This window comes from Synechococcus sp. J7-Johnson (assembly GCF_024345795.1).
Classification (GTDB): domain Bacteria; phylum Cyanobacteriota; class Cyanobacteriia; order PCC-6307; family Cyanobiaceae; genus Regnicoccus_A.
Map to the genome: position 1 here is coordinate 31,619 of NZ_JAGQBU010000003.1, position 25,477 is coordinate 57,095.

24 protein-coding genes are annotated in these 25,477 nt (G+C 67.2%); 18 read left to right on the forward strand and 6 right to left on the reverse strand.

The window, feature by feature from the left end:
- Positions 1 to 73 precede the first annotated feature (73 nt).
- The gene (locus tag KBY93_RS02495; protein WP_255092665.1) at positions 74 to 295 is read right to left on the reverse strand and encodes an Hfq-related RNA-binding protein; all 222 of its coding nucleotides are present in this window, start codon (positions 293 to 295) and stop codon (positions 74 to 76) included.
- 33 nt (positions 296 to 328) lie between these two features.
- On the opposite strand from KBY93_RS02495, the gene dapF reads away from it, so the two are divergent.
- The 5 genes from dapF (at position 329) to dacB (ending at position 5,308) form a co-directional block, all read left to right on the forward strand.
- Positions 329 to 1,462, forward strand: coding sequence for a diaminopimelate epimerase (dapF, locus tag KBY93_RS02500; RefSeq protein WP_255092666.1), 1,134 nt, complete (start codon positions 329 to 331; stop codon positions 1,460 to 1,462).
- Positions 1,459 to 2,655, forward strand: a complete 1,197-nt coding sequence (locus tag KBY93_RS02505) for a cysteine desulfurase family protein (protein WP_255092667.1) — start codon at positions 1,459 to 1,461, stop codon at positions 2,653 to 2,655. Before dapF ends, KBY93_RS02505 begins: the two co-directional genes overlap by 4 nt.
- A 27-nt stretch (positions 2,656 to 2,682) precedes the next feature.
- Entirely contained in the window at positions 2,683 to 3,381 is a 699-nt protein-coding gene (locus KBY93_RS02510; RefSeq protein WP_255092668.1) for a DUF1995 family protein, read from the forward strand.
- Positions 3,382 to 3,471: 90 nt separating this feature from the next.
- Positions 3,472 to 4,011, forward strand: coding sequence for a DUF4330 domain-containing protein (locus KBY93_RS02515; RefSeq protein WP_255092669.1), 540 nt, complete (start codon positions 3,472 to 3,474; stop codon positions 4,009 to 4,011).
- A 46-nt stretch (positions 4,012 to 4,057) separates the two neighbouring features.
- Positions 4,058 to 5,308: a D-alanyl-D-alanine carboxypeptidase/D-alanyl-D-alanine-endopeptidase gene (gene dacB, locus KBY93_RS02520; protein WP_255092670.1), complete on the forward strand. Its 1,251-nt coding sequence runs from the start codon at positions 4,058 to 4,060 to the stop codon at positions 5,306 to 5,308.
- Here the strand turns inward: dacB and KBY93_RS02525 are convergent.
- Entirely contained in the window at positions 5,283 to 6,233 is a 951-nt protein-coding gene (locus KBY93_RS02525) for a hypothetical protein (protein ID WP_255092671.1), read from the reverse strand. The two genes, dacB and KBY93_RS02525, sit on opposite strands and share 26 nt — an antisense overlap.
- Before the next feature lie 17 nt (positions 6,234 to 6,250).
- Entirely contained in the window at positions 6,251 to 6,727 is a 477-nt protein-coding gene (coaD, locus tag KBY93_RS02530) for a pantetheine-phosphate adenylyltransferase (protein WP_255092672.1), read from the reverse strand.
- Positions 6,728 to 6,839: 112 nt separating this feature from the next.
- Here coaD and KBY93_RS02535 point away from each other — a divergent pair, with 112 nt between their 5' ends.
- From KBY93_RS02535 to KBY93_RS02555, 5 genes are read left to right on the forward strand one after another with little or no spacing between them, the layout of a single operon-like run.
- On the forward strand, positions 6,840 to 7,355 hold the full coding sequence (locus tag KBY93_RS02535; RefSeq protein WP_094553920.1) for a flavin reductase family protein: 516 nt from the start codon (positions 6,840 to 6,842) through the stop codon (positions 7,353 to 7,355).
- Positions 7,356 to 7,378: 23 nt separating this feature from the next.
- Complete coding sequence (gene uvrC / locus KBY93_RS02540) at positions 7,379 to 9,352, forward strand: excinuclease ABC subunit UvrC (protein WP_255092673.1); 1,974 nt, start codon at positions 7,379 to 7,381, stop codon at positions 9,350 to 9,352.
- Positions 9,353 to 9,397: 45 nt separating this feature from the next.
- Positions 9,398 to 9,988, forward strand: coding sequence for a protoporphyrinogen oxidase HemJ (hemJ, locus tag KBY93_RS02545; RefSeq protein ID WP_255092674.1), 591 nt, complete (start codon positions 9,398 to 9,400; stop codon positions 9,986 to 9,988).
- Positions 9,933 to 10,631 carry a PHP domain-containing protein gene (locus KBY93_RS02550; protein ID WP_255092675.1) on the forward strand — a complete coding sequence of 233 codons (699 nt, stop codon included), beginning with the start codon at positions 9,933 to 9,935 and terminating at the stop codon, positions 10,629 to 10,631. The genes hemJ and KBY93_RS02550 overlap by 56 nt, the downstream gene beginning before the upstream one ends.
- A gap of 29 nt (positions 10,632 to 10,660) precedes the next feature.
- Positions 10,661 to 11,206: a hypothetical protein gene (locus KBY93_RS02555; protein ID WP_255092676.1), complete on the forward strand. Its 546-nt coding sequence runs from the start codon at positions 10,661 to 10,663 to the stop codon at positions 11,204 to 11,206.
- Here KBY93_RS02555 and cobN read toward each other — a convergent pair whose 3' ends face one another.
- Positions 11,207 to 14,983, reverse strand: coding sequence for a cobaltochelatase subunit CobN (gene cobN, locus KBY93_RS02560; RefSeq protein WP_255092677.1), 3,777 nt, complete (start codon positions 14,981 to 14,983; stop codon positions 11,207 to 11,209).
- A gap of 89 nt (positions 14,984 to 15,072) precedes the next feature.
- Here cobN and KBY93_RS02565 point away from each other — a divergent pair, with 89 nt between their 5' ends.
- From KBY93_RS02565 to KBY93_RS02575, 3 genes are all read left to right on the forward strand, one after another.
- Entirely contained in the window at positions 15,073 to 15,990 is a 918-nt protein-coding gene (locus KBY93_RS02565) for a branched-chain amino acid transaminase (RefSeq protein ID WP_094553915.1), read from the forward strand.
- Positions 15,991 to 16,021: 31 nt separating this feature from the next.
- A complete protein-coding gene (metH, locus tag KBY93_RS02570) occupies positions 16,022 to 19,726 on the forward strand; it encodes a methionine synthase (RefSeq protein ID WP_255092678.1) in 3,705 nt (1,234 codons plus the stop codon).
- A 62-nt stretch (positions 19,727 to 19,788) separates the two neighbouring features.
- Positions 19,789 to 20,061, forward strand: coding sequence for a DUF4090 family protein (locus tag KBY93_RS02575; RefSeq protein ID WP_255092679.1), 273 nt, complete (start codon positions 19,789 to 19,791; stop codon positions 20,059 to 20,061).
- Positions 20,062 to 20,064: 3 nt separating this feature from the next.
- Here the strand turns inward: KBY93_RS02575 and KBY93_RS02580 are convergent, their stop codons facing one another.
- Positions 20,065 to 20,286, reverse strand: coding sequence for a hypothetical protein (locus KBY93_RS02580; RefSeq protein WP_094554126.1), 222 nt, complete (start codon positions 20,284 to 20,286; stop codon positions 20,065 to 20,067).
- A gap of 199 nt (positions 20,287 to 20,485) precedes the next feature.
- Between KBY93_RS02580 and KBY93_RS02585 the strand changes: the two genes are divergently transcribed.
- The gene (locus KBY93_RS02585) at positions 20,486 to 20,848 is read left to right on the forward strand and encodes a DUF2237 family protein (protein ID WP_255092776.1); all 363 of its coding nucleotides are present in this window, start codon (positions 20,486 to 20,488) and stop codon (positions 20,846 to 20,848) included.
- Positions 20,849 to 20,858: 10 nt separating this feature from the next.
- On the opposite strand, the gene KBY93_RS02590 is transcribed toward KBY93_RS02585, so the two are convergent.
- Entirely contained in the window at positions 20,859 to 21,635 is a 777-nt protein-coding gene (locus tag KBY93_RS02590; protein ID WP_255092777.1) for an SDR family NAD(P)-dependent oxidoreductase, read from the reverse strand.
- Between the two features lie 43 nt (positions 21,636 to 21,678).
- On the opposite strand from KBY93_RS02590, the gene KBY93_RS02595 reads away from it, so the two are divergent.
- The 4 genes from KBY93_RS02595 to KBY93_RS02610 are packed head-to-tail and all read left to right on the forward strand — an operon-like array spanning position 21,679 to position 25,319.
- A complete protein-coding gene (locus KBY93_RS02595; protein ID WP_255092680.1) occupies positions 21,679 to 22,596 on the forward strand; it encodes an NAD(P)H-dependent glycerol-3-phosphate dehydrogenase in 918 nt (305 codons plus the stop codon).
- Positions 22,593 to 23,522, forward strand: coding sequence for a PhzF family phenazine biosynthesis protein (locus KBY93_RS02600; RefSeq protein WP_255092681.1), 930 nt, complete (start codon positions 22,593 to 22,595; stop codon positions 23,520 to 23,522). Before KBY93_RS02595 ends, KBY93_RS02600 begins: the two co-directional genes overlap by 4 nt.
- 29 nt (positions 23,523 to 23,551) lie before the next feature.
- On the forward strand, positions 23,552 to 24,502 hold the full coding sequence (locus KBY93_RS02605) for a SpoIID/LytB domain-containing protein (RefSeq protein ID WP_255092682.1): 951 nt from the start codon (positions 23,552 to 23,554) through the stop codon (positions 24,500 to 24,502).
- Positions 24,489 to 25,319, forward strand: a complete 831-nt coding sequence (locus tag KBY93_RS02610; RefSeq protein ID WP_255092683.1) for an ATP adenylyltransferase — start codon at positions 24,489 to 24,491, stop codon at positions 25,317 to 25,319. Before KBY93_RS02605 ends, KBY93_RS02610 begins: the two co-directional genes overlap by 14 nt.
- Positions 25,320 to 25,477: the final 158 nt, after the last annotated feature.

Genomic DNA, 25,477 nt, shown 5'->3' on the forward strand with positions numbered 1-25,477 from the left:
CGGCCGGTTCGCATCAGCCGTTGAGTGCGTGGCTGTGATCGTGCCACACCCCCCAGGGGTGGCTCATGCACGCTCACTCCAGAGCCTGAATGGTCTCCAGGGCGGAACGGCGGATCAGTACGGGGTGTTGGGCGTCGGCAGGACGCAGGGCCAGAAACTCGGGGTCCTGCCAGTCGAGGCAGCCTTCAAGCTGCTCGCCGCCGGGGAATCGCACCCGCAAGGGTGTGCGCCGGCGGACCCAGTTCTGGAGAAGGCGCACCCCGGGCAGGCTGGGATCCAGGTTGTGAGTCTCCATAGGATTCAGCGTATGTGAATCGGGAATGGGGCCGTGCTGGCATTCAGCAAGTACCAGGGGCTGGGCAATGATTTTCTGCTGGTAGATGGGCGCGAGGCTGCCGATCCCCAGGAACTGTTCGGTCTCGACCCGGAGCGGGTGCGCTGGATCTGCGACCGCCGCTTCGGGGTGGGCGGCGATGGGGTGATCCTTGCGCTGCCGCCCGAGGGAGATGGGGAGCTGCGCATGCGCATCTTCAATGCCGACGGCAGCGAAGCGGAGATGTGCGGTAACGGCATCCGCTGCCTGGCCCGTTTTCTGGCCGACAGCGACGGCGATCAACCGGGGAGGACCTGGCAGGTGGAGACCATGGCCGGCCGGATGGTGCCGGAATTGCTCGCCGATGGCACGGTGCGCGTCGACATGGGTGAGCCGTTCCTGGTGCCCGAGCAGGTGCCCACCACCCTGGCGATCGGTGCGGCGGGGCTGCCCCAGGGGGAGCTGGAGGTGGAGGGGGTCAGCTTCGGGGCGGCGGCGGCCGGCATGGGCAATCCCCATCTGGTGATCCCGGTGGAGGAGGTGGAGGCGGTGGATCTGGAACGGTTCGGACCCCTGCTGGAGGTGCATCCCGCCTTCCCGGCCCGCACCAACGTGCATTTCGTGCAGGCGCTCAGCCCCGATCACCTGGTGATGCGCGTCTGGGAACGCGGCGCCGGTCCCACCCTGGCCTGTGGCACGGGAGCCTGCGCAACCCTGGTGGCCTGCCACCGCCTGGGCCTGAGCGCCCGCTCGGCCCGGCTGGATCTTCCCGGCGGCTCGCTCTGGATCGACTGGGAGTCCGGTTCGAACCATCTGTTCATGACTGGGCCTGCCGAACCGGTGTTCGACGGGGTGCTGGCGCCGCCACCGGCAAGTGTCGTTGAGCCGGCCATCACGCCGGAGTCGTCACAGCCGTCGCAGCCGTCGCGACCGGCGGAGCCGGAAGACATCAGCTGCGCCACTGACTGCGTGCAAGGCTGCCAGCGGCCAGACAACTGCCCCAGCGCTGAGGCCCGCCGTCGGGTGGAGGAATTGCTGGAGAGCCGCTCCCTCGATGATCTGGTTTCCCTGGCGGCTCAGTCGCTCGAGACCCGCACCCAGGCCCGCTTCAGCCGCGACCGCGCCGGATCTGATCGCGCGGCCGAGTGAACTCGGGCGGGCCCACCGGCAGTGGAGCGCAGCAGCTGCTCTACCTCGATGCCTCGGCCGGTGCCCCTCCGGCTGAGGCGGTACTGGAGGCGATGGCCGCTGCCAGTCGAACCGCCTGGGCCAATCCTTCCAGCCTCCATGGCTATGGCCTGGCGGCGGCGGACAGCCTTGAGCGCAGCCGCCGGGAGCTCGCCGCCCAGCTCGGTGCTGAGGCCGAGCAGCTCACCTTCTGTTCCGGAGGCACCGAGGCAGCCCACCTGGCCCTGCTGGGAGCCGCCGCGGCCATGCCGCCCGGTCGCCTGCTGATCTCGGCCGTGGAGCATCCGGCGGTGGCCGCCGCCGCCGAGCGCTTGATCGGCGGTGGCTGGACTTTGGAGCGGCTTCCGGTGGATCACCTGGGTCGGCTGCGGTTGGATCGGCTTGAGGACCTGCTGGAGCCGCCCACCCGCCTGGTTTCGGTGATCTGGGGCCAGAGCGAGGTGGGCACCCTGCAGCCCCTGCAGGCGATCGGTGAGCGCTGCCGCCAGGCCGGTGTGATCCTGCACAGCGACGCCGTGCAGGTGGTGGGCCATCGACCGATCGATTTCGCTTCGATGCCGCTGGATCTGCTCACCGTCACCGCCCACAAGCTGCAGGGGCCTCGGGGAATCGGCGCCCTGCTGGCCCGCCCTGGCCTGGTGCTGCGGCCGATGATCGCGGGCGGCGGCCAGGAGGGGGGGCTGCGCTCCGGCACCGAGCCGGTTGTCCTGGCGGCTGGATTCGCTCAGGCTCTCCAGCTCGCGCAGCAGCGGCTGGAGCTGCACGCCGGCCATGATCCGCTTGAGCCGTGGCGTGACCACCTGCTGCAGGCCCTGCTGGCCCTGGGCGGAGTCGAGCTGACTGGCTGCCCATTGGAGCGACTGCCCCACCACCTCAGTGTGGTGGTGCGGGACAGGGCTGGACGTCCCCTGTCGGGTCGTCGCCTGGTGCAGGCCCTCTGGCGCCAGGGCCTGGCCGTCAGCAGCGGCAGTGCCTGCCAGGGAGGGCGAGCCGGCGGCAGCCCTGTGCTGCAGGCCATGGGCTACGAGCCCGAGCTGGCCGCCAGCGGCCTGCGCCTGAGTCTGGGCCCCTGGCTGTGCCAGGAGCAGCTTGAGTCGGTGCCAGAGCGCTTTGAGCGGGCCCGCCAGGCCGTGGCGGCGGGACAGCTTGGGTAGGGTCACTGGGCTTCGCTGAGGTTTCGCGTGCTTCCTGCCGATCTACGCAGAGCCGAAGTTGAGGCCCTTGAGGCCCTTATGCAGGCCCTGGTGGAAAGCCCCAGCGGTCGCTGGACCATGGAGCTGCGCTTCGAGGGCCTCAAGCTGCTGCCCCTGGCCCTGAGGCTGTTGGCGTCCCTGAATCCCGCAGAGCGTCCGGTGCGCCTGCTCTTCCCCGATGCCGGGGCCGCCGCGCTGGCCCGCCGCGATGCACCGGATCTGGCCCCCCAGCTGGGTTCCCTCGGTGATCAACTGCGGCGTCAGGAGCAGGACAGTGATCCCTCCGCCGGAGACCTGCTGGTGCTGGCGGAGCCCGCCCAGGCCGAGTACGAGGAGGTGGAGCGGCTCTGCCAGGCCCACCGCGGCGCTGTGGTGCTGCTGAATGGACGCCTTGAGGATGCCGCCGTGGGCATTGGCAGTGTGGCCCGGGAACGGCGGCGGGGATTCCTTGCCACCTGGCGAGCGGCCTATGCCCTGCTGCCGCTGGAGAGTGGTGCCCTTCGGTTCGCTTTCCCCGGTCCCTGGCAGCTCTACCGCCTGGATCCGGATGGCTACCGCCCGGCCGCCAGCTTCGATCAGAAGCCCGATACGGAGCAGCAGCTGGAGGCCCTCAGTCCCGATCAGGGCCCTGACATGGCGGCCGGTCTGCGGGCCCTCGACCGCTTCATCGGCAGCCTGAGCAACTGAAACCGGGGGGATCCTGGCGCCGTTGAGTTCCCAGCTCCCCCTGGCAGGAGCGGGGAACTCTCCTTAAAGTTGCGCGTCTGCCCCTTGCCCATGCCCCCCGAGTCCACCTCCGCGGCACCGAGCGGCTCCTCCCGCTGGGGGTTGGTCGACATCGGCGCCGGAGCCGCTGTGCTGCTGGCCATCGGTGGTGTGATCTGGAGCCCGAAACTCAGTGGCGCCGTAGCCACTGCCACTGGGGCGATGCAGCCGGTCACCGTGATCGTCGACGTGCGCGGCGTTCCTTCAGCGGATCCCGAAGGTCTTATCGCCGCTGCTCGGGAGGAGGGGAAGGTGAGCATCGTGATCCGCAACCAGCCTCACGGCACCGTGAAGCTCAAAGACCTGCAAAGGCTGCAGCGCAGATTGGTGGCCCTCCAACCCGACGGCCGTGTCGTAACCGCAGAGGATCCAAACCAGGCTCTGGTGGGTTCCCTCGATGCTCGCTTCGTTCTCGAGGGCCAGGGCCGCAAGACCGATGGCGGGGTGGTCTTCGGTAACCAGAACCTCAAGATCGGCGCCCCGGTGGAACTGGAAGGGCGTAACTATCGCCTCAACGGCTCCGTGAGCGGTCTTCTCCTTGGAAAATCCTGAGATGGTGATGATGTCGCAACCCCAAGCATCCCGGTACCAGCGGCCCATGGCCGCAGGCCTCGCTCTGGGACTCAGCCTGGTTCCTGGTCTGCCGGTGCTAGCCGCTGATCCCCTGGCCCGCCTGCCCGGTTCACCTGCGGCTGCAGGTCTGCCGCGGCTCCAGAGCCAGGTGAGCTGTCCCGCCCTGCAGCAGCGCGTTCAGGCCAGCCTTGGACCGGAAGCCGGTCTCTGGAGCGTGTCGGTGGCGGATGGCAGTGGTCGTCTGCTGGCGGATGTGAACGGGCTGCAGCCGCGGGTGCCCGCCTCCAATCAGAAGCTGTTGAGCACAGCTTTTGCCCTCGATCGCCTCGGTCCCGACTACCGCCTCACCACCCGCCTGTGGCGACTCTCCGACGGCACCCTTCGGCTCACTGGTGAAGGGGATCCCGACCTGGCCCTGCCCCAGCTGCAGCGTTTCGCCAAGCTGGCCCTTGGATCCGGCGGCGCTGACGGTGCTCCTCCCAGCCTGGTGAGGCTGCAGCTCGCCGAATTGCCTCCCCAGGCCTGGTGGCCCCAGGGCTGGCATCCCGGAGATCGGGCAGAGGCCTATGGCGCGCCGATCACCCGGCTGGCGCTCACCAGCAACGCCATCGACATGGCTGTGGCCAACCCCACCTCACGGCTGCGCACGCTGCTCAACCGGGAACTGGTGCGCCAGGGGGGCAAAGCCGTCGAGCTGAGCGTGGTTTCCTCCGATGCACCCCTCTCCCGGGATGCAGTGCTGATCCACGAGGAACCTTCGGCTCCGATGCATAACCTGCTCAGCCTGGCCAACAGCGAAAGCCACAATTTCACCGCCGAAGTGTTGATGCGGCAGGCCAGTGGCAGCTGGGACCTGGCCGTCAGCCGTCAGGCCCAGATGCAGTGGCTGGCTGAACAGGGACTTCCCCTGCAAGGGGTCCGGGTGGCCGACGGCAGCGGCCTGGATCGGGCCAACCGTCTCACCAGCCGCTTCCTCACAGCCCTGCTGCTCAACATGGGTCAGCACCCCTACGCCGGCTATTACATGGCCTCAATGGCGGTGGCCGGACAGCGGGGCACGCTCCGCAACCTGTACAAGGGCACCAGCCTGGAGGGGCGGTTCCGCGGCAAGACCGGCACCCTCACCGGTGTGCGCTCGATCAGTGGGGTTCTCAACACCAGTGATGGCCCCCGTTACGTGAGCCTGATCTCGAACGGGGCTGGAGCACCGAACACCATGATCGGTGTCGTGCTCCGCCAGGTTCAGAACGTCAGCCTCTGCCAGCCACCTGCCTGAGGCGTGAGGCCGCGCGCCTGGCGCGGCTGATCGGCACGGCCGCATCCTCACCGCTGGGAGCCTGGGCCGTGCTTGGCCTCTCGGCTGAGGCCGACACCTCGGTGCTCTGGATACGAACCAGTTCGCGGCGGCCGGCGAGAACCACCTTGCTCAGCTCGCCCAGCCGTCCCTCGAGTTCGGTGAGGACCTGCTCGGCGTAGCGGTTGGCTCCGTCCTGCACCGTGCTGGCCTCCTGGCGGGTGCGGCTGATCAGTGCTTCGCACTGTTGCTGCGTCTGCTGGCGGAACTGCAGGGCATCGTTGTGCAGCCGCTCAGCCTCACTCTGGCTTTCGCGCTGGATGCGCAGACCTTCCTGACGGATCTTCTCCAGTTCCTGCAGGCTCTGCTGGCGGGAGCGCTCGTGCTGCTCGCTCAGCTGGCGCTTCATCTCAACGAAGTCCTGATCGAGCTGCTGGCGACGCTGCATGGCCTCCTGTTCAAGCTGCTGGCGACGGCTGCTGAACTGCTGTTCGGTCTGGGCGAGGCGGGTCTGGTGTTCCTGCTCGGTATGGGCCACTTGCTGACGGGCCGAGAGCAGCAGTTGCTCGCACTGCTGGCGGGCCTGCTCCCGCAGTTCGGCGACCTGGCGCTCGGCCTCCTGGCGCACGGCAGCGGAATTGATCAGCTGCTCCCGCTCCTGACGGGCCCGGCTGATGATCTCCTCGGCCTGCTGGCGGGCCTGGGCGATGAAGCTTTCCCGTTGACGCAGCAGCTCCTCGGCCTGGTCGAGCTGGGCGGGCATGGCCTCCCGCACCGCGTCCATCAGCTCGATGGCGTCCTGTTCATTGACGAGGCGGCCACCACTGAACGGAATGCGGCTGCCTTCCAGCACGATTTCTTCGAGCTGGTCGATCTGATCCAGCACGCTGATCCGTGTGTCGGCCATCTCAACGGGGCAGGGGATTACCGATTAAAGAGCCTGGCGAGGTCATCCGCCACTCCCGGAGGCACCATGTGGCGCACATTCCCACCGAAGCGGGCCACCTCCTTGACCACGCTGCTGCTGAGAAAGCTGTGGTGAGCGGCGGTGACCAGGAACAGGGTTTCCACCTCCGCAGCCAGGCTGCGGTTGGTGTGGGCGATCTGAAGCTCGAATTCGAAATCGCTCATCGCCCGCAGCCCGCGCAGGATCACCGCTGAGTCGCAGCTCCGGGCGAAGTCCACGGTGAGGCCGTCGAAGCTGCTCACCTCCACCCGCTCCAGGTGGGATGTGGCCTGGCGGATCTGGTTGAGCCGTTGTTCCAGGGGGAAGCTGGCCTGCTTGCTCGGGTTTTGCAGCACGGCCACCACGAGGCTTCCAAACAGCCTCTCGGCCCGCTCGATCAGGTCCAGATGGCCCAGGGTGAGCGGATCGAAACTGCCGGGATAGAGGGCCTTCATGGGCACTTGGTCATGGAGCCCCCCGCAGGGAAGCGATGGCGCGGATCCTATGGATGGCGCCGCCACCGCTGATCACGCTGCTTAAAGTCGAAGTATCGATCGCGACACCTTGATGGCCACCGATGCTCCCCCCAGCGCAGCCAGCGGCGGCCTCGATGCCGCCGCCAAGAAGACGCTGTTGCGCAAGATTCCCCACGGCCTGTTCATCTGCGGGGTAGCCGAGGGCGACACCATCAACGGCTTCACCGCCAGCTGGGTCACCCAGGGCTCCTTCGAACCACCCTTGGTGGTGGTGGCCGTGCGGGCCGATTCGACCAGTAACGGCATCATCCAGCGCACCCGGCGCTTCTCTCTGAACGTGCTCGCGGCCGATCAGAAGGATCTGGCCGCCGTGTTCTTCAAGCCCCAGAACGGCATCGGCGGCCGCTTCGATGCTGCTCCCTACAGCCTGGGACCCCTGGGTCTGCCGATCCTCGAGGCGGCTCTCGGCGCCGTCGAATGCGAGTTGGTGGGTGAGGTGGCCCATGGCGACCACACCGTGTTCGTGGCCGAAGTGAAGACCGCCGTGTTGCACCGTGATGGAGCGGCCCTGGAATTGGGACCAACCGGCTGGCAGTACGGAGGCTGAACCGGGCCCAGGATCCAGCTGCCATGGGCCGCATCGCCCAGCCCCTCCTGAGTGATTCCGATCGCCTCAGCCTGCGCCTGAAGGAGCTGCCCGCTGAGCCGGGCTGTTACTTGCTGCGCGACGCCGAGGACCGCATCATCTACATCGGCAAGTCGAAGACCCTGCGCAGCCGTGTGCGCAGCTACTTCCGCGACTCCCATGATCTGAGCCCGCGCATCAGCCTGATGGTGCGGCAGGTCTGCGAGATCGAATTCATCGTGACCGACAGCGAAGCGGAGGCGCTGGCGCTCGAATCCAACCTGATCAAGGCCCACCAGCCGCACTTCAACGTGCTGCTCAAGGACGACAAGAAATATCCCTATCTCTGCATCACCTGGAGCGAGTCCTACCCACGTATCTTCATCACCCGGCGTCGGCGCCTGCGCAGCCCGCTCGATCGCTTTTACGGTCCCTACGTCGATGTGGGTCTGCTGCGCCGCACCTTCTTCCTGGTGAAGCGCGTATTTCCCCTGCGTCAGAGGCCCCAGCCCCTCTACCGCGACCGCACCTGCCTCAATTTCGACATCGGCCGCTGTCCGGGGGTGTGCCAGGAAAAGATCAGCCCGGAGGCTTATCAGCAGACCCTGCGCAAGGTGGCGATGGTGTTCCAGGGCCGCAGCGACGAGCTGCTGGACCTGCTGCGTGCCCAGATGCAGCGCTATGCCGAGCGCGAGGATTATGAGGCCGCGGCACGGGTGCGTGACCAGCTGCAGGGGCTCGAGCAGCTCACGGCCGAGCAGAAGATGACCCTGCCCGACGCCTCGGTGTCGAGAGATGTGCTGGCCCTGGCCTCGGATCAGCGGCTGGCGGCGGTGCAGCTGTTCCAGATGCGTGCCGGCAAGCTGGTGGGGCGACTCGGTTACACCGCTGACGCCAGCATCGCCGCTCCGGGGGAGATCCTGCAGCGGGTGCTGGAGGAGCACTACAGCCAGGTGGAGTCAGTGGAGATCCCACCCGAGGTGCTGGTGCAGCACCCCCTGCCCCGCCAGCAGCTGGTGCAGGACTGGCTGAGCGAGCGCCGTGGTCGCAAGGTGCGGGTGGCGCACCCTCAACGGCAGCAGAAAGCCGAATTGATCGAGCTGGTGGAGCGCAACGCCGCATTCGAGCTCAGCCGTGCCCAGCGCAGCGCCGAGCAGCATCAGCTGGCCACCGAGGACCTTGCCCAGCTGCTCGACCTCCCCCAGCCGCCCCGACGCATCGAGGGGTACGACATCAGTCACATCCAGGGAAGTGACGCGGTGGCCTCCCAGGTGGTGTTCGTTGATGGGCTGCCCGCCAAGCAGCATTACCGCAAGTACCGGATTCAGAGCAGCAGCATCAGCGCTGGCCACTCCGACGACTTCATGGCGATGGCGGAGATCATGCGGAGGCGGTTCCGCCGTTGGTCACAGGCGAAGGCGGAGGGGGGCGACCTGGCCGAGCTGCGGCGCAGCGGCGACAGCGCCCTGCACACCGGCGGTCTGGGGGACTGGCCCGATCTGGTGATGATCGATGGCGGCAAGGGCCAGCTCTCTGCAGTGATGGAGGCCCTGCGCGAGCTGGATCTGCACGAGGAGCTGGTGGTGTGTTCGCTGGCCAAGCAGCGCGAGGAGGTGTTTCTGCCGGGGGCCAGTCAGCCGCTGGAGAGTGAGCCCGATCAGCTCGGTCTGCGCCTGCTGCGTCGGCTGCGCGATGAGGCCCACCGCTTTGCGGTCAGTTTCCACCGCCAGCAGCGGGGGGAGCGGATGAAACGTTCCCGTCTCTCTGAAATCCCCGGCCTCGGTCCCAAGCGGGTCAGGGATCTGCTGGCCCACTTCCGCTCGATCGACGCCATTCAGCTGGCCAGCCCAGAGCAGATCGCCGCTGCTCCTGGCGTGGGTCCAGCCCTGGCCCGGCAGGTGTGGAGCTATTTCCATCCCGACGATCCAGAGGAGATGGCGGAAGGAGAGTCGGACGTCGAACCGCTGGCGGTGGGATGAGGGGAACAACTCCCCTAACTTGTGAAACTCATGTTGCTTGCCCCGATGACGCTGCCGGCCCTGCCAGCGGAGGCCTATCTCTGGTTCAAGACCCTCCATATCGTGGGGGTGGTGGTGTGGTTCGCCGGGCTCTTCTACCTCGTGAGGCTGTTCATCTATCACGTGGAGGCCGAGGCTCTGGAGGAGCCCCTGCGCAGCGCCTTCCAGCAGCAATACACCCTGATGGAGCGGCGGCTGGCCAACATCATCACCACCCCGGGCATGGTGGTTGCTGTGGCCATGGCGGTGGGTCTGCTGGTCGCCCAGCCCATCTGGCTGAAGCAGGGCTGGATGCACGCCAAGCTGGCCGTGGTGATGGCCCTGCTGGCCTATCACTGGTTCTGTTACCGCCTGATGGGTCAGCTGCGCCAGGGAAGCTGCCGCTGGAGCGGGCGGCAACTGCGGGCCCTCAACGAGTTACCCACCCTGATGCTGGTGCTGGTGGTGATGCTGGTGGTGTTCAAGGGGCAGTTCCCCACCGGCGCGGCCACCTGGTTTCTGGTGGCCCTAGTGGTGGCGATGGCCGGCTCGATTCAGTTCTATGCCCGCTGGCGCCGGCTTCGAGTCGAACAGGAGGCCCTCGCCGGTGGCGCCTGAGCATCCGTTGGTGCCTGTCCTGCAGGGGGTGGATCCCTCCTGTTGCCCCGGGCGGCTGAATTTTCACTGCCACACCACCTGCAGTGACGGCAGCCTCCAGCCGGAATGGCTGGCTGACCAGGCAGTCGACCTGGGGCTCGAGCACTTCGCCGTGACCGATCACCACAGCGCGGCTGCCTACAAGCCTCTGCAACGGCGGCTGACCCAGCACCGGGAGAGGGGTTGGACGGTTCCCACCCTCTGGAGCGGCGTCGAGATCAGCTGCCTGCTGGAAGGTTGTCTGGTGCACGTGCTCGGGCTTGGCTTCGAACCTGGCCATGCCGCCCTCGCTCCTTACCTCGAGGGCAGTGCTGTGGTGGGCCCGGCGCTTCGTGCCGGGTCCGTGCGCCAGGCGATCCATGCCGCTGGCGGACTGGCCCTGCTGGCCCATCCCGCCCGATACCGCCTCCCTTACCACCTGCTGATCGCGGCGGCGGCGGAGCTGGGATTCGATGGCGCCGAGGCCTACTACGACTACGAGCAAGGGGAGTACTGGCGTGCCTCTCCCCTGGTGTGCGACACAATCGCGGCCCAGCTGAATCGGCTGGGATTGCTGACGAGTTGCGGTACTGATACTCACGGTCTGGGGCTTGGCGGCCGTTAGGCTGATTACAAGGTTTCCGTTTCCTGACCATGGGTCTGTTTGATCGTCTACTCGGTAACCGCTCCGAAGGAGCCTTCTCCTCCAAGGCCCCCAAGGCCAAACCGGTGAAGGCCAAGCAGGAAGAAAGCTTCTACCTCGATCCAGACGCCTCGAGCAGCCTCGGTGATGTGAACTTCATGCGGCGGGCGAACAAGATCCGCCACACTTTCCCCGGTAACGCCGACAACCCTGGCGGCAAGGAAATGATCCAGGAGGTGGATTCGATGGCGGCTCGGCTCGAGATGGCAAGCACGGGCCTGCCCGGAACCGAGGCGAAGGCCATCAACACCAACCTCACCGGTGGTGTGCCCAAGCCGGTCAAGAAAACCTTTGCTGAGAAGTTGAGCTCGGCGGAGCTGAGCAAGCGCCTCAGGGGAGCTGCCGTGGGTGGTGTCAACGCCGCTGGCGGTGCAGCACCAGCCGCCCGTAAGGCTTCAGGGAGCGCGGCCGATGGCCAGCCGGGCAGCAGTCTGCAGCAGGCCAAGCCCGGCACTACTGATGCCTTTAAGGACATGGCCAGGGATATCAACTCCTGATCAGCCTTCCACCAGGCTTTCACTGCTGAGCACCAACTGCCTCAGAAGTTCCAGTTGCTCAGGGCTGGCCGACTCCCACAGCCGGCGGTTGTGGGCTTCCAGCAGCCGCTCGGCCATGTCGCGCAGGGCCCAGGGATTGGCCTGGCGCAGGAAGTCCAGCAGGGTTTCATCTCCCAGCCAGGTGTCGCAGATGGCGCCGTAGCTCCAGTCCGGCACGCGGCCGGTGCTTGCGTCATAGGCGAAGAGGTAATCGAGGCTGGCCGCCAGCTCGAAGCCCCCCTTGTAGCCATGGGCGCGCATCCCCTCGATCCAGCGGGGGTTGAGCACCCGCGAGCGCAGCACCTTGTCGAGTTCCCGCTCCAGGCGATGCAGGCGGGGCCGCTGGCTGCGGGAATGATCTCCGAACCAGAGGGCGGGCGCTGAACCGCGCACACGCTCCGTGGCGGCGCTCAGCCCCCCCTGGAACTGGTAGTAGTCGTCGGAATCGAGCAGGTCATGCTCTCGGTTGTCCTGGTTATGCAGCACCACCTGAACCTGGCGCAGCCGTTGCTCCAGCCCGTCGCGATCGGCGATCGCCTCACCGCTGCCCTCATAACGCCAGCTGCTCCAATTGAGGTAGGCCTCGCCCAGATCGCTGCGCTCCTCCCACTGGCCGCTGTCGATCAGGCCCTGCAGTCCCGCCCCATAGGCCCCCGGCGCTGAGCCATAGACCCTGGCGCAGTGACCTTCGCGTTTCAGGGCCGCCGCCAGGGGATTATCCGGTTCCGCCTCCTGCAGGCCCGCCACCAGGGCCGTGGCCCGGTTAACCCAGCCCACCAGCTGGGGGAAGGCATCCCGGAACAGGCCGGAGATGCGCAGGGTCACATCCACCCGGGGCCGCCCCAGCAGAGACAGCGGGATCACCTCCAGGTCCACCATCCGCCGGGTAGGCCCGTCCCAGACAGGCCGCACCCCCATCAAGGCCAGAGCCTGGGCGATGTCTTCACCGCCGTTGCGCATCGTTGCTGTCCCCCAGACCGAGAGGGCCAGTTGGCGCAGATCGTCACCTTCCTCCTGAAGGTGCAGCTCCAGCAGCAACTCGGCGCTGCGCCGTCCGAGATCCCAGGCCGCTTCGCTGGGCAGTCCGCGCAGATCGACGCTGTAGAAGTTGCGGCCGGTGGGGAGGAGATCGGGACGGCCGCGGGTGGGGGCCCCGGAGGGACCGGCGGCGATGCGCTCCCCCGCCACGCCCGCGAGAAAGGCTTCTCGCTCCGCCTCACCGCAACGCAGCAGCCGTGGGATCAGGTCGCCGCGCACCCTCTCCAGTACCGAGCGGGTGATGGCGCCGCAGGGCTGTGCTCCCACCATGGGAGTCGACATGGACTCCAGCAACGACTCAACTGGCGGCGCCAGCAGGGGTCGCAGCAGTTGAAGGGCCCACGCCTCCAGCAGGGCCACGCCATCCCCGATCCGGCGGCAGGAATGGGCCGAATCCGTCGTTGTCCCGCCAGGAGTTGCCGCTGTGGGCGTGGCTCCGCCAGCGGCCAGGGCTTTCAGCAGCAGCTGCTGGTCGGCCGGATCCAGGGGGTCTTCTTCCGGATCTGCCCAGGGATCGAACGTCAGCCCCAGATCCTTCGCCAGGGCCTGGGTCAGTCCAGGCCCCTCGGCGAGGGGTGGCCGCGCCAGACAGAGCAGCAGCTCCAGCAGCGGCTCCGGCGAGGGCAAGTGGCCGTAGGTGTGCAGGCCCGTGCGGATCTGGGCCTCCTTGAGCTCACAGAGATAGCCGTCGGCGCGATCGATACGGCTCTCCAGGTCACAGGCATCCAGGGGCAGCTCCAGGGTCTCGAGGGTCTCGGCCAGGCGCTGGCGCAGGGGTGCCACCCGCCCGCTGCCCAGTTGGCAGGCCTCCCAGTACTCATCCAGCAGTGCTTCAAGCGTCTGGAGCGGCCCGTGCAATCCCGCACGCCCCAGGGGCGGCGTGAGGTGGTCGAGGATCACGGCCTGGGCTCGGCGCTTGGCCTGGGAGCCTTCGCCCGGATCGTTGACGATGAAGGGATAGAGGTGGGGCATCGGCCCCAGGGCCCACTCGGGAAAGCACTGGCTCGAGAGCCCCAGCCCCTTGCCTGGCAACCACTCCAGATTGCCGTGCTTGCCCACGTGCACCACCAGCTGGGAGCCTTCCACCTCCCGCAACCAGAGGTACTGGGCCAGATAGGCGTGGGTGGGGGGCAGATCGGGGCTGTGGTAGCTGAGGCTGGGGTCGCGGTCGTAGCCCCGCTCCGGCTGGATCAGCACATGGGTGCGGCCGAAACGCAGACCTCGGATCGGAAACCCGACTCCGCTGGCGGTGCGCTCCAGTCCGCTGTCCTTGTCGGGGGAACCCCAGCGCCGCTCGATCAGATCCCGTCCCGCCTGTGGCAGCGCGCCATACCAGAGCTGGTAGGTGGCCAGGGGAAGGTGGTCGAGGGGCGGCCGGTGGCTGCTCTCGGCATCGTTGCTGCGGCCCGCCAGCAAACGACGGATCAGCTCCTGGCCATCCTGCGGCAGCTCCTCCGCTTTGCCGAGGTCGTAGCCGGCGGCGGCCAGCCAGTGCAACATCGCCGCCGCACTCGCGGGGGTGTCCAGACCCACGCCATTGGCCAGGCGGCTGTTGCGGGTGGGGTAGTTGGCAAGCACCAGCGACAGGCGCCGCTGGGCCGGGCGAGTGCCGCGCAAGCTCACCCAGGCCTTGACCAGCTGGGCGATCCAATCGAGGCGTTCGGAATCCGGCTCGTAACGGTGCAGAGCGGTGGTGAGCCGCTCATCGGCCCGGTCGGCGGCCTCCTTGAACGCTCCCACCCGGGTGGTTAGGCGGCCATCCAGCTCCGGCAGCGCCACCTGCAGGCTCAGATCCAGCGGGCTGAGGCCGATGCTGCTGCTCCGCCAGCGGTCTCGGCTGGAGCTGCTGCAGAGCAGCTGCAGCACCGGTACGTTCAGGGCCTCCCAGAGCGGAGCGCCGAGGCCTGCCTCCTCGAACTGCACCGAGGCGAAGGAGGTGGTGCAGAGCACCGCTTGCACCTCTTCGCGCCCCAGCAGGTCGGCCACACCGCGTTGCACAGCTCCATCGCGCAGGCCGCTCACCCACAGGGCTCTGGGGCAGAGTCCCCGCCGGCGCAGGGCGCTCAGGGTGGCCTCGGCCAGGGCGGTGTCGCCTGCCTGCAACAGGGCGCGGTAGAGCACCAGGCCGACCCGGGGTCCTGGATCGGCCCGCCAGTCGTGGGGGGCCGGATCGGGCAGGGGCTGGGTCAGCGGCGGCTCGGGCTGCTCCCCCACCAGCAGGGCTCCGAGGCTGAGCAGCACCCGGCGCAGGTTGGCGCGCCCCCCTTCCCGCAGGCAGCGGCCGAATGCCAGGGCCAGGGCCTGATCCACAGTGCCCAGGCCCGCCAGGTCGCTCTCGTCTTCGCTGGTGCCAGCCACCACCACCAGCTGGCGGCCTGGGCCGGTGGCCCAGCGGCGCAGCTGCTCGAGGCCATAGCTCCAGTGGCCCCGCCCCCCCAGCAGGCGCACCAGCACCAGCCGGGTGTCCCCCATGCTGGTGGCCAGATAGTGGTCAATCACGGCGGGGTGATCCAGGGCCGCGAGATTGAGGCCGCGCACCTCCTGGTTGAGCAGGGCCGGCTCGTCGCGCAACAGGCCCGCGAGCGCGCTCAGGTCGGTGTCGGCGCTGCTGAGCAGCAACAGGGGAGCCGACGGCTGCTCCACATAGAGGGGACCATCCGTGTCGCCGGTGGCGCCGGGAACTGCCGCAAGCCGATGCATCGGCCCATCCTCGGTCCTGACGGTGAGAAGATCGTGGCCCGTCCACGGTGCGGAGCCGGCCGCTCCTCCCCCTAGCCAAGCTTCTCCGCATGCAGAAATTTCTCCCCTACGCCTGGTTCCAGGGCGGATGCGTTCCGTTTGCCGAGGCCACCCTCTCGGTGGCCACCCACGCGCTGCATTACGGCACCGGCGCCTTCGGGGGGATGCGGGCCCTGCCCAACCCATCGGATCCTGGCGAAATTCTGCTGTTCCGCGCCGACCGCCACGCCCGCCGACTGAGCCAGAGCGCCCGACTGCTGCTGGCTGAACTGGAGGAGAGCACGATTCTCAGCGCCATCGACGCCTTTCTGCAGGCCAACCGTCCCACTACCCCGATCTACCTGCGGCCGTTCGTCTACACCAGTGATCTCGGCATAGCGCCGCGTCTGCACGACATCGAGACCGACTTCCTGATCTATGGCATCGAGCTGGGCGACTACCTCTCCCCCGATGGGGTGAGCTGCCGCGTCAGCAGCTGGACCCGCCAGGAGGACCGCTCCCTGCCCCTGCGCGGCAAGATCAGCGGCGCATACATCACCAGTTCCCTGGCCAAGACGGAGGCGGTGAAAAGCGGCTTCGATGAGGCTCTGCTGCTCAACAGCCGCGGCAAGGTCAGTGAGGCCAGTGGCATGAACCTCTTCATCGTTCGCGAGGGCGTGCTGATCACCCCGGGCGTTGATCAGGACATCCTTGAGGGCATCACCCGCGCCAGCATCCTGGAGCTGGCCCGTGCCCTCGACATCCCTGTGATCGAGCGGGCGGTCGACAAAACCGAGCTGTTCGTGGCCGACGAGGTGTTCCTCAGCGGCACTGCGGCACGGGTGACCCCGGTGCGTCGGGTCGAGACCACCGATCTGCCCACGGAGCGCCCTGTGATGGAGCTGCTGCGGGAGCGGCTCACCCAGATCACCATGGGCAAGGACCCCAGCTACGACCACTGGGTCACCCGCATCCGCCTGCGCGACTGATTTCTAGAGTGATCGCTGGCACGATCACGCGATGACGGCACTGGTTGGCGGGGCGGCGGCGGCAAAGACAGGAACCGACAGAGTCGGGTTTCTGGAGCACCTGCACGGCCCCGACCGGCCCGTGGTTGTATTCGATGGCGCGACCGGTACCTCGCTGCAGGAGATGGACCTGAGCGCCGAGGACTTCGGTGGCGCCGCCCTCGAGGGCTGCAACGAGAACCTGGTCTTCACCCGCCCTGATGCCGTGCAGGCCGTGCACCGTCAGTTTCTTGAGGCGGGCTGCGATGTGATCGAAACCGACACCTTCGGCGCCGCTTCGATCGTGCTGGCGGAGTACGGGCTGGAGGATCAGGCCTTCGCCCTCAACCAACGGGCCGCCGAGCTGGCCCGCGAGATGGCCGATCGCTACAGCACCCCCGCCAAGCCCCGGTTCGTGGCGGGCTCCATGGGCCCCACCACGAAGTTGCCCACCCTGGGCCATATCGATTTCGACACGATGAAGGCCTCCTTCCGTGAGCAGGCGGCGGGGCTGCTGGCGGGTGATGTCGATCTGTTCATCGTCGAGACCTGCCAGGACGTGCTGCAGATCAAGGCGGCGCTCCAGGGCTTGGAGGAGGCCTTTGAGGCCGCCGGCCAGCGTCGGCCGTTGATGGTCTCGGTCACGATGGAGACCACCGGCACGATGCTGGTGGGCTCCGACATCGCCGCAGTCGTCTCGATTCTGGAGCCCTTCCCGATCGATGTGCTGGGCCTGAACTGCGCCACCGGACCAGAGCAGATGAAGGCTCATATCCGCTATCTGAGTGAGCACAGTCCGTTTGTGATCAGCTGCATTCCAAACGCCGGACTGCCGGAGAATGTGGGTGGAGTGGCTCACTACCGGCTTACACCCCTGGAGCTGCGGATGCAGCTGCTTCACTTCGTCGAGGATCTGGGGGTGCAGGTGATCGGTGGCTGCTGTGGCACCACCCCGAGCCATATCGCAGCACTGGCTGAACTGGCTCTGGATCTGCACCCCAGCCCCCGGCCCGTGCGGCTGCCGGAGCAACGGCTGGCGCGTCCTGCTCTGCAGTGGGAGCCGGCGGCGGCCTCGATCTACGGAATCACTCCTTATCACCAGGACAATTCGTTCCTGATCATCGGCGAACGGCTCAATGCCAGCGGCTCCAGGAAGGTGCGTGATCTGCTCAACGCCGAAGACTGGGACGGCCTTGTGGCCCTGGCTCGCGGCCAGATCAAGGAAAATGCCCATGTGCTCGATGTCAACGTCGACTATGTCGGTCGCGACGGCGAGAAGGACATGCACGATCTTGTCAGTCGTCTTGTCACAAATGTGAATCTGCCCCTGATGCTGGATTCAACCGAGTGGCAGAAGATGGAGGCCGGCCTGAAGGTGGCTGGTGGCAAGTGCATCCTCAATTCCACCAACTACGAGGATGGCGATGAGCGCTTCTTCAAGGTGCTGGAGCTGGCCCGCCGCTATGGCGCTGGGGTGGTGGTGGGCACCATTGATGAGGAGGGAATGGCCCGCACGGCAGAGCGCAAGTTCTGCATCGCACAGCGGGCCTACCGCGATGCCGTTGAGTATGGAATCCCGGCCCATGAAATCTTCTACGACCCCCTGGCTCTGCCCATCTCCACAGGCATCGAGGAGGACCGCCGGAATGCCGTCGCCACTATCGAGGCCATCCGCCTGATTCGCCAGAATCTGCCGGGCGTTCATGTGGTGCTGGGAGTGAGCAATGTGAGCTTCGGGCTCTCTCCAGCGGCTCGGATCGTGCTCAATTCGGTCTTCCTGCACGATTGCTGCGAGGCGGGCCTCGATGCCGCCATCGTCAGCCCCGCCAAGATTCTTCCCCTCGCCAAGATCAGTGAGGAGCATCAGCAGGTCTGCCGTGATCTGATCCTCGACCGCCGCCGTTTCGAATCGGAGGCGGCGGGAGCGATCTGCACCTATGATCCCCTCACAGTGCTCACCGGACTGTTCGAGGGGGTCAGTGCGAAGGAGGCAAGGGCATCGGGTCCGAGCCTGGCCGATCTGCCCGTGGAGGAGCGCCTGCGTCAACACATCATCGATGGTGAACGCATCGGACTTGAGCCTGCCCTTGAGGAGGCCATGGCCAGTCACCCGCCGCTGCAGATCATCAACACCTTTCTGCTTGATGGCATGAAGGTGGTGGGGGAGCTGTTCGGCTCCGGTCAGATGCAACTCCCCTTCGTGCTTCAGAGCGCCGAAACGATGAAGGCAGCAGTGGCTTTTCTTGAGCCGCACATGGAGAAGGTAGATGGAGTGAGCAGTGCCAAGGCCAAGTTCCTGATCGCCACCGTCAAGGGCGATGTGCACGACATCGGCAAGAACCTGGTTGACATCATCCTGACCAACAACGGCTATGAGGTTATCAACCTTGGCATCAAGCAAGGGGTAGAGGCGATCATTGAGGCCCAGCGTCTTCACCAGGCCGACTGCATCGCCATGAGCGGTCTGTTGGTGAAATCGACTGCCTTCATGAAGGACAACCTGCAGGCCTTCAATGAGGCTGGCATCACCGTTCCGGTGATCCTCGGTGGGGCGGCCCTTACCCCCCGCTTCGTGCAGAAGGACTGCCGCTCCGTTTACAACGGCCAGGTGATCTATGGCCGCGATGCCTTTGCCGACCTGCGCTTCATGGATGCGCTCTCGGAGGCCCGCAAGACCAGCCAGTGGGATGACCGCCTTGGCTTCCTCGCCGGTGCCCCTGCCGGGCTCGGCCTGGAGGTTGAACCCGAGCCCGCGCTGGCAGCGGAACGGATCGACACACCTGATCAGGCCACGCCTGTTGAGCCCGCAGCAGTTGGAGCTGCTGCCACTTCCGAGACAGCCGTCAATCCTGACGCCACCAGCCACCTAGAAGTCACCAGCCATCGCTCCGAGGTGGTGCCGGAGGAGCCCGCCGTCCAACCCCCCTTCCTTGGCAGTTGCCTGATTCAGGAGAGCGAGATCCCCCTCGATGAGGTGTTTGACTATCTGGATCGCAACGCCCTCTTCGCCGGCCAGTGGCAGCTCCGCAAGAGCCAGGAGCAGAGCCGTCAGGCCTACGAGGCGATGCTGGCTGAGAAGGCCGAGCCCGTTTTACAGAGCTGGATCGAGCGCTGCCGGCAGGAGGTCCTGCTCACCCCCCGTGTCGCCTACGGCTACTACCCCTGCGGCCGTGAAGGCAATGCCCTTGTGGTGTTCGACCCCGATGGCAGCGAGCGGGTGCTCGGGCGCTTTGAGCTGCCGCGTCAGCGGGGCGGTAATCGCTACTGCATCGCCGATTTCTTCCGCGATCTCAGTGAAGGCGGGCCCAGTGATGTGCTGCCGATGCAGGCGGTGACCATGGGCGAGCGGGCCAGTGCCTATGCCCGGGAGCTTTTCGCCGCCGATCGCTACACCGACTATCTCTACTTCCACGGGCTGGGCGTTCAGATGGCCGAGGCGCTGGCGGAGTGGACCCATGCCCGCATCCGACGGGAGCTGGGCTTTGCGGCCGAGGAACCGGCGGTCCTGCGTGATGTGCTGGCCCAGCGCTACCGCGGCAGCCGCTATTCCTTTGGCTATCCGGCCTGCCCCAACGTGGCCGATTCCCGCCAGCAACTCACCTGGCTCGATGCCGGTCGTATCGGCTTGACCATGGATGAGAGCGACCAGCTCGATCCCGAGCAGAGCACCACCGCCCTGGTGGCGGTTCATAGCCGTGCCCGCTATTTCAGCGCCTGATTCCATCGCCGCCAGGGCTGCCGGGGCGGTGGCAGGCTGAGGTGGTTTCTGCCTGTTCTGCCATGGCCATTGCCGGTCCTGATGGTGTCGATGCGGCGATCGCCGCCGGCATTGATCTCGATGGAAGCCCCATACCTGCCGAAATGCTCAGCCTTTACAACGAGGTGATGGCGTTGGAGGCTCAGCGGGCCCGCAGCGGCGTGCGCAAGTCGATGCGCAACCGGGTGGTGAAGACCGGCTCTAAGCACCTGGACCAGGCCAGCCTCGATGCCAGGCTCAAGGCTGCAGGCTGGGAGGGCCTCAAGGCCAAGGAGATCGATTTCTTCTACGGCTGAGGCTCAGAGCGATTCGAGGCTGTCGATCACGTCCTGCTGGAAGGCCTCCAGAGCATCGGAGTCGCTCAGATCAATGCCCTCTCCAGCGGCGTTCTGGGTGAGTTCCTGGAAGTGGAAGGCCCCCTCCCCATGGGCGAGAAATTCCATGGCGGAAGTTTCACCGCTTTCCTTGAAGGCGTCATACAGGGCCATGAAGGCAGCGTCTTCGGCGTAATCCCAGCTCATGAAGGTGTTGAAGGCAAGGCGGAAGGGCGGCAGAAGGAGGCCTTCCAACACCACAGCTCAATGAGCTTTAACGCCTGCCCCCCCGAATCCGTCAACCTCTCCGCTGGATTTCGTGCCCGCCGCTGGTCAGACTCAGGGTTAATGCCTGGGAATTTGCGTGGATCAATCGTCGAGTGCCCCCAGCCCGTTGTCGCTGAATGTGCTTGGGCAGCCTCTGGTGGTCTGTGGTTGTGAGCCGATGACCGGCTGGTTCCGCGATGGCCACTGCCGCACCGATCCCTCCGACCATGGCCGGCACACGGTCTGTTGCGTCATCACCGACCTGTTTCTGCGCTATTCCCTCTCCCAGGGCAACGACCTCAGCACCCCCAGGCCCGCCTACGGCTTTGCCGGCCTCAAAGCCGGCGACCATTGGTGTGTCTGTGCCGCCCGCTGGCTGGAGGCCCACGACGACGGTGTGGCGCCACCGGTGCGGCTGGAGGCAACTGACGCCTCCAGCCTGGAGCTGATCCCCCTGGAGCTGCTGCAGTCATTCGCCCACTCCCCCTCCCCCCAGGCCTGAGGCCCCGGCCTCACCAGGGAATCGTCGTCCCGTCCCAGGCCAGGAAGCGGCCGGAGTGGGCGGGCCCCTGGGCGGCGATCACATCGAGCAGCTGGTTGGCGGCCCGCTCAGGCTTGAACAGCTGCTCCGCCGGCACCGAGCGGCGAAAGGGTTCGGAGAGCGCCGTGGCGGTGGTGCCCGGATGCAGCAGGCTCACGCAGGCCAGGGGCAGACGGCGCTCCCATTCCAGGGCCAGACAGCGCAGCAGCTGGTTCTGGGCCGCTTTGGCGGCCCGGTAGCCATACCACCCACCCAGCTGGTTGTCGCCGATGCTGCCCACCCGGGCTGAGAGGCTGGCGAAGTGCACTGGCTCCTGGCGGGGCAGCAGGGGTTCCAGGGATCGGGCCAGTAGCGCCGGGCCATAGGCATTCACGCTGAACAGGCGCTCCAAGGAGCTGCGCTGAAGCTGCTGCAGCCGCTTCTCCGGTTGCAGGTCACCGTCGTGGAGCAGGCCGGCGGTGTTGATCACAAGCCGCAGCTGCACGTCCTCCTCCTGCAGTCGCCTGGCGCAGGCCTCAAGGCTGGAGTCGTCAGTGAGATCGAGGCCCAGAACCCGCTCGGGCGGCACCACTCTCCCCGCTGGCCACGGCCGCCGGCTGGTGGCCCACAGCCGCAGGGCAGGGGCCCGCTGCGCCAGAGCCTGGAGCAACGCCTGGCCGATGCCGCCGCCGCCCACCACCAGGGCATCCCCCCGCCAGTGGAAGAGCCCCTGGGCGCCTTCAGAGGCTCCAGCTCCCTGAGCTGGCATCGACATGGAAAGGGGCGAAAGAGGAATGTCCCATCATGGTGAGATGGCACTGCGCATTGGCATCTTCGGGCAAGGCGCTTGGGGCCGAGCCCTTGGCCGGGTGTTCCAGCAGGGTGGCCACCAGCTCAGCAGCTGGTCGCGCCGCGACGGCGGTGATCCCGCCGACCTGCTGGCGGACCAGGACGTGATCCTCTGCGCCGTCGCCATGGCCGGCGTGCCGGAGCTGTCCCAGAGGCTCTCCCCCCGGTGGCCTTCGGGGTTGCCCCTGATCAGCTGCACCAAGGGCCTGAACCTGCAGTACCACCTCACCGCTTCCCAGCTATGGCAGCGCTCGATTCCCAGCCTCTCCAGCCTGGTGCTGAGTGGCCCCAACCTGGCTGGCGAGCTCGAGATGGGGCTGCCGGCGGCCAGTGTGCTGGCTTCACGTCACTCTGATCTGGCCCAGTCGCTGCAGCAGGGCCTCAGCAGCGATCAACTGCGGCTGTACACAAACACCGATCCGATCGGCACCGAGCTCTCCGGTGCCCTCAAGAACGTCATGGCCGTGGCGGCCGGTGTCTGTGATGGGTTGGGCCTGGGAGCCAACGCCAAGGCCTCCCTGCTCACCAGGGGGCTGGCGGAGATGGGCCGCCTCAGCCAGCAGCTGGGCGGAGTTCCCGACACCCTCTATGGGCTTGCCGGGCTGGGAGATCTGCTGGCCACAGCGAACAGTCGCCTCAGCCGCAACTATCGCTTCGGTCTGCACCTGGCGGATGGACTCAGTGCCGAGGAGGCGATCCTGGCCATCGATGCCACGGTGGAGGGCCCATCAACGGCCGTCGCCGCCCTGGCCCTGGCGGAGCGGGGCGGTGCCCGCTTGCCGATCTGCGCCCAGGTTGTGGCCCTGATCGAGGGGCGCATCACACCCCATGAGGCCGTGCGCGCGCTGATGGAGCGGGATCTCAAGGCTGAGGAACGATGAGCGACAGCACCCTGCCCGCCGTCCTGATCACGGCCTTCGCCGAGCGACCGCTCCAGGGCAACGGTGCCGCGGTCGTGGCTCTGGAGCAGCCAGCCCCGGCTGCCTGGATGCAGGCGGTGGCCGGCCTGCTCCGCCAGTCGGAGACGGCTTTCCTGCTGCCCCTCAGCAGCCTCGGGCCTGGGGCTGAGCCCGCGGGTGAGTGGGCCCTGCGCTGGTTCACGCCGCGCTGTGAAGTACTGCTCTGTGGCCACGCCACCCTGGCCTCCGCCCTGGCTCTCGGCCACTGGGGCCTGCTGGCGCGAGGTACCTCGATCCGCCTGCACAGCCGCTCAGGGCCGCTGCTGGTGAGCCTGAGCGAGTCCGCTGCGGGCCGTGCCCAGCTGGTGCTCCCCTCAGCAGGCCTTGAGCCCGCTCCCCTGCCCGCTGAGTTGGATCGGTTGCTGGGGGTGAAGCCGGTTCGCGGCTGGCGTTCGGCCCTGGGCTACTGGGTGGCGCTGTTGCCGCCGGAGATTGACCTGGCTGGCCTGGATGGGGACTCTCTCGCGCAGGAGCTGCGCGGAGAAGTGCGCCAGGGCCTGGTGCTGATGCAGGCGGTGGACGCCAGCGGCCATTCCCCCACGGTGCAGGGGTTCCCGGCCGACTACCAATTGCGTTTCCTGGCACCGGGCCTCGGCATCAGCGAAGATCCGGTCACTGGATCCGCCCATGCCCTGGTGGCCCCGTGGTGGTGTGATCAGCTGCGCCGCGAGCGGGTGGTGGGCTGGCAACCATCCCTCCAGGGCGGCGGAATGGTGTGCGAACGGCTGTCTTCAGGCATGATCCGCCTGTCGGGTTCGGGTCAACTGCTGTGGGATGGCCGCTTGAGCGCTGGTGTCGAGGCTGGAGAAGCCGAGGCCTGGAGCTGCTGTCTGCCCGGCCAGGGCTGAACCGTGTTCTCGTCACCGCGCCTCTGAGCGTGGTGGCTCTGGGCCTTGGCTTCCTGGCCCAGCAGGCGTTTACCGAGCCTCGCTCCAGCCTCGACGCCAAGGTTATGGAGGCGCTGTTGCCGGCCACGGCTGCCGACGATCCCGACCGTCAGTCAGAGGCGCGGCAGCTGGAGGAGATCCAGGCGCGCCGCGCCGACGCGGCCATCCCCCCTCCCCCTTCCGGCATGGCCCCCAGCGGTGACCTGGCCCTGGCGGAGCCGGCCGCTGGGCGCCCCGTTCCCCTGGAGGCGCGGGTTGCCCTGCTGCGCCAGGCCGGTAGGCCCACACTCTCGGCCAGGGGCCCCTGGCAGCTGCTGGACGGCGATGGCCGGGTGCTGCTCCGCGGCGGTCCCGGTGAATCTGTGGACTGGAGCAGCCAGGGGAGCGCTGATCTCTGGTTGGAGAGCGCCGGCGGCCAGGCCTTGCTGGTCAATGGTCTGCCCTATGAGGGCCGCCTGCGGCTGCTGCGGGAGGGAAGCGGCATCACCCCGATCAACCACCTGCCGCTGGAGCGCTACATCGCCTCGGTGGTGGGGGCAGAAATGCCCAGTTCTTGGTCGATGGAGGCGCTCAAGGCCCAGGCGGTGGCGGCCCGCTCCTACGCCCTGGCCCATCTGGCCCGGCCCGCCAACCGCTACTGGCATCTGGGGGACACGACCCGCTGGCAGGCCTACCGGGGGCTGGAGTCGGTCACGGCCCGCACCAGGGAGGCCACCGAGCGGACCAATGGCCTAATCCTCAGTTACCAGGGGGGCATCGTTGAGAGCCTCTACGCGGCCAATTCCCAGATCACCCTGGAGGCCCATGGACATCTGGGAGCCAGCATGAGCCAGGAGGGTGCCCAGCAACTGGCCATTCAGGGCCAGCAGTACAACCAGATCCTTGGTCACTACTACCAGGGGGCGTCCCTGGCACGGTTGCAGATCGGTGGAGCGAACTGAGAGCATCTGGGTCGAGGCGCTTGAGCGTGGCCGTCATGCTCTCAAGAGCGGCAGTCTCGTTCCGCTGGAGACGGAGCTGATCCCCCCCCAGGGCTGGGAACCGTTTCAGCTGCGCCGCCTGCTCTCCGCCACCCCGAAGCACCTGCGGGCTCAGGGTCCCAAGCCCAATCCTTTCCGCCCCTGGGATTCGCCGCTGCAGGTGCGCCTGCTGGGACACCGCCATCTGGTGCTGCTGAACAAGTACCCCGTCCAGGCGGGCCATGTCCTGCTGATCACCCAGGCCTATGAGCCCCAGTCAGGCTGGCTCGATGACGGCGACTGGGCAGCGGTCGCCAAGGTCGATGCCGACACCGGCGGGCTCTGGTTCTTCAACAGCTGTGCCGAGGCCGGGGCAAGCCAGCCCCATCGCCATCTCCAACTGCTGCCGCGCCACGGCGACCAGGCGGCCTGCCCGCTGGATGGGCTGCTGCGTGCCCAGCTGGCCGGAGTGGGCGGACCCTGGCCCTGGTCCTACAGACTCAGCCCCCGCAGGCCCGACGAGGGAGCCGAAGCCCTGGCTGCCACTTACCGCGCCCATGCCCTGGCCCTCGGTCTGGGCGAACCCGCCGGCGACCCCAGACCTCGCCATCCTTACAACCTGATGTTCAGTGACCACTGGTTCCTGACGGTGCGGCGCGAACGGGAGCATGTGGCGGGCTTCAGCGTCAATGCTCTCGGGTTTGCCGGCTACCTGCTGCTGAGTGAAGGCTCGGAACTGGCCTGGTTGCAACGTGAGGGCCCCTGGGCCCTGCTCCAGGCGGCGGCGGCGAGAGGCTGAGGCCTGCGATCGAAAGCTTGCTCGGTACTGATCGGACCGGTACGGATCGGATCGGCTCCTAACGGATCGGATCGACACGGCATGAACCCACCGCTCGGACCATTCCGTGGTTTCACGGTTGCCGGGACCTGCTGGCTGGTCCGTATCTGGAAAGGGGC

Bases quoted from the DNA above. Each gene is read 5' to 3' on its own strand.
- KBY93_RS02495 (WP_255092665.1), bottom strand. From the start codon at position 295: ATGGAGACTCACAACCTGGATCCCAGCCTGCCCGGGGTGCGCCTTCTC.
- KBY93_RS02515 (WP_255092669.1), top strand. From the start codon at position 3,472: ATGCCCCCCGAGTCCACCTCCGCGGCACCGAGCGGCTCCTCCCGCTGG.
- dacB (WP_255092670.1), top strand. From the start codon at position 4,058: ATGGCCGCAGGCCTCGCTCTGGGACTCAGCCTGGTTCCTGGTCTGCCG.
- KBY93_RS02525 (WP_255092671.1), bottom strand. From the start codon at position 6,233: ATGGCCGACACACGGATCAGCGTGCTGGATCAGATCGACCAGCTCGAA.
- coaD (WP_255092672.1), bottom strand. From the start codon at position 6,727: ATGAAGGCCCTCTATCCCGGCAGTTTCGATCCGCTCACCCTGGGCCAT.
- KBY93_RS02535 (WP_094553920.1), top strand. From the start codon at position 6,840: ATGGCCACCGATGCTCCCCCCAGCGCAGCCAGCGGCGGCCTCGATGCC.
- uvrC (WP_255092673.1), top strand. From the start codon at position 7,379: ATGGGCCGCATCGCCCAGCCCCTCCTGAGTGATTCCGATCGCCTCAGC.
- hemJ (WP_255092674.1), top strand. From the start codon at position 9,398: ATGACGCTGCCGGCCCTGCCAGCGGAGGCCTATCTCTGGTTCAAGACC.
- KBY93_RS02550 (WP_255092675.1), top strand. From the start codon at position 9,933: ATGCCCGCTGGCGCCGGCTTCGAGTCGAACAGGAGGCCCTCGCCGGTG.
- KBY93_RS02555 (WP_255092676.1), top strand. From the start codon at position 10,661: ATGGGTCTGTTTGATCGTCTACTCGGTAACCGCTCCGAAGGAGCCTTC.
- cobN (WP_255092677.1), bottom strand. From the start codon at position 14,983: ATGCATCGGCTTGCGGCAGTTCCCGGCGCCACCGGCGACACGGATGGT.
- KBY93_RS02565 (WP_094553915.1), top strand. From the start codon at position 15,073: ATGCAGAAATTTCTCCCCTACGCCTGGTTCCAGGGCGGATGCGTTCCG.
- metH (WP_255092678.1), top strand. From the start codon at position 16,022: ATGACGGCACTGGTTGGCGGGGCGGCGGCGGCAAAGACAGGAACCGAC.
- KBY93_RS02575 (WP_255092679.1), top strand. From the start codon at position 19,789: ATGGCCATTGCCGGTCCTGATGGTGTCGATGCGGCGATCGCCGCCGGC.
- KBY93_RS02580 (WP_094554126.1), bottom strand. From the start codon at position 20,286: ATGAGCTGGGATTACGCCGAAGACGCTGCCTTCATGGCCCTGTATGAC.
- KBY93_RS02590 (WP_255092777.1), bottom strand. From the start codon at position 21,635: ATGCCAGCTCAGGGAGCTGGAGCCTCTGAAGGCGCCCAGGGGCTCTTC.
- KBY93_RS02595 (WP_255092680.1), top strand. From the start codon at position 21,679: ATGGCACTGCGCATTGGCATCTTCGGGCAAGGCGCTTGGGGCCGAGCC.
- KBY93_RS02600 (WP_255092681.1), top strand. From the start codon at position 22,593: ATGAGCGACAGCACCCTGCCCGCCGTCCTGATCACGGCCTTCGCCGAG.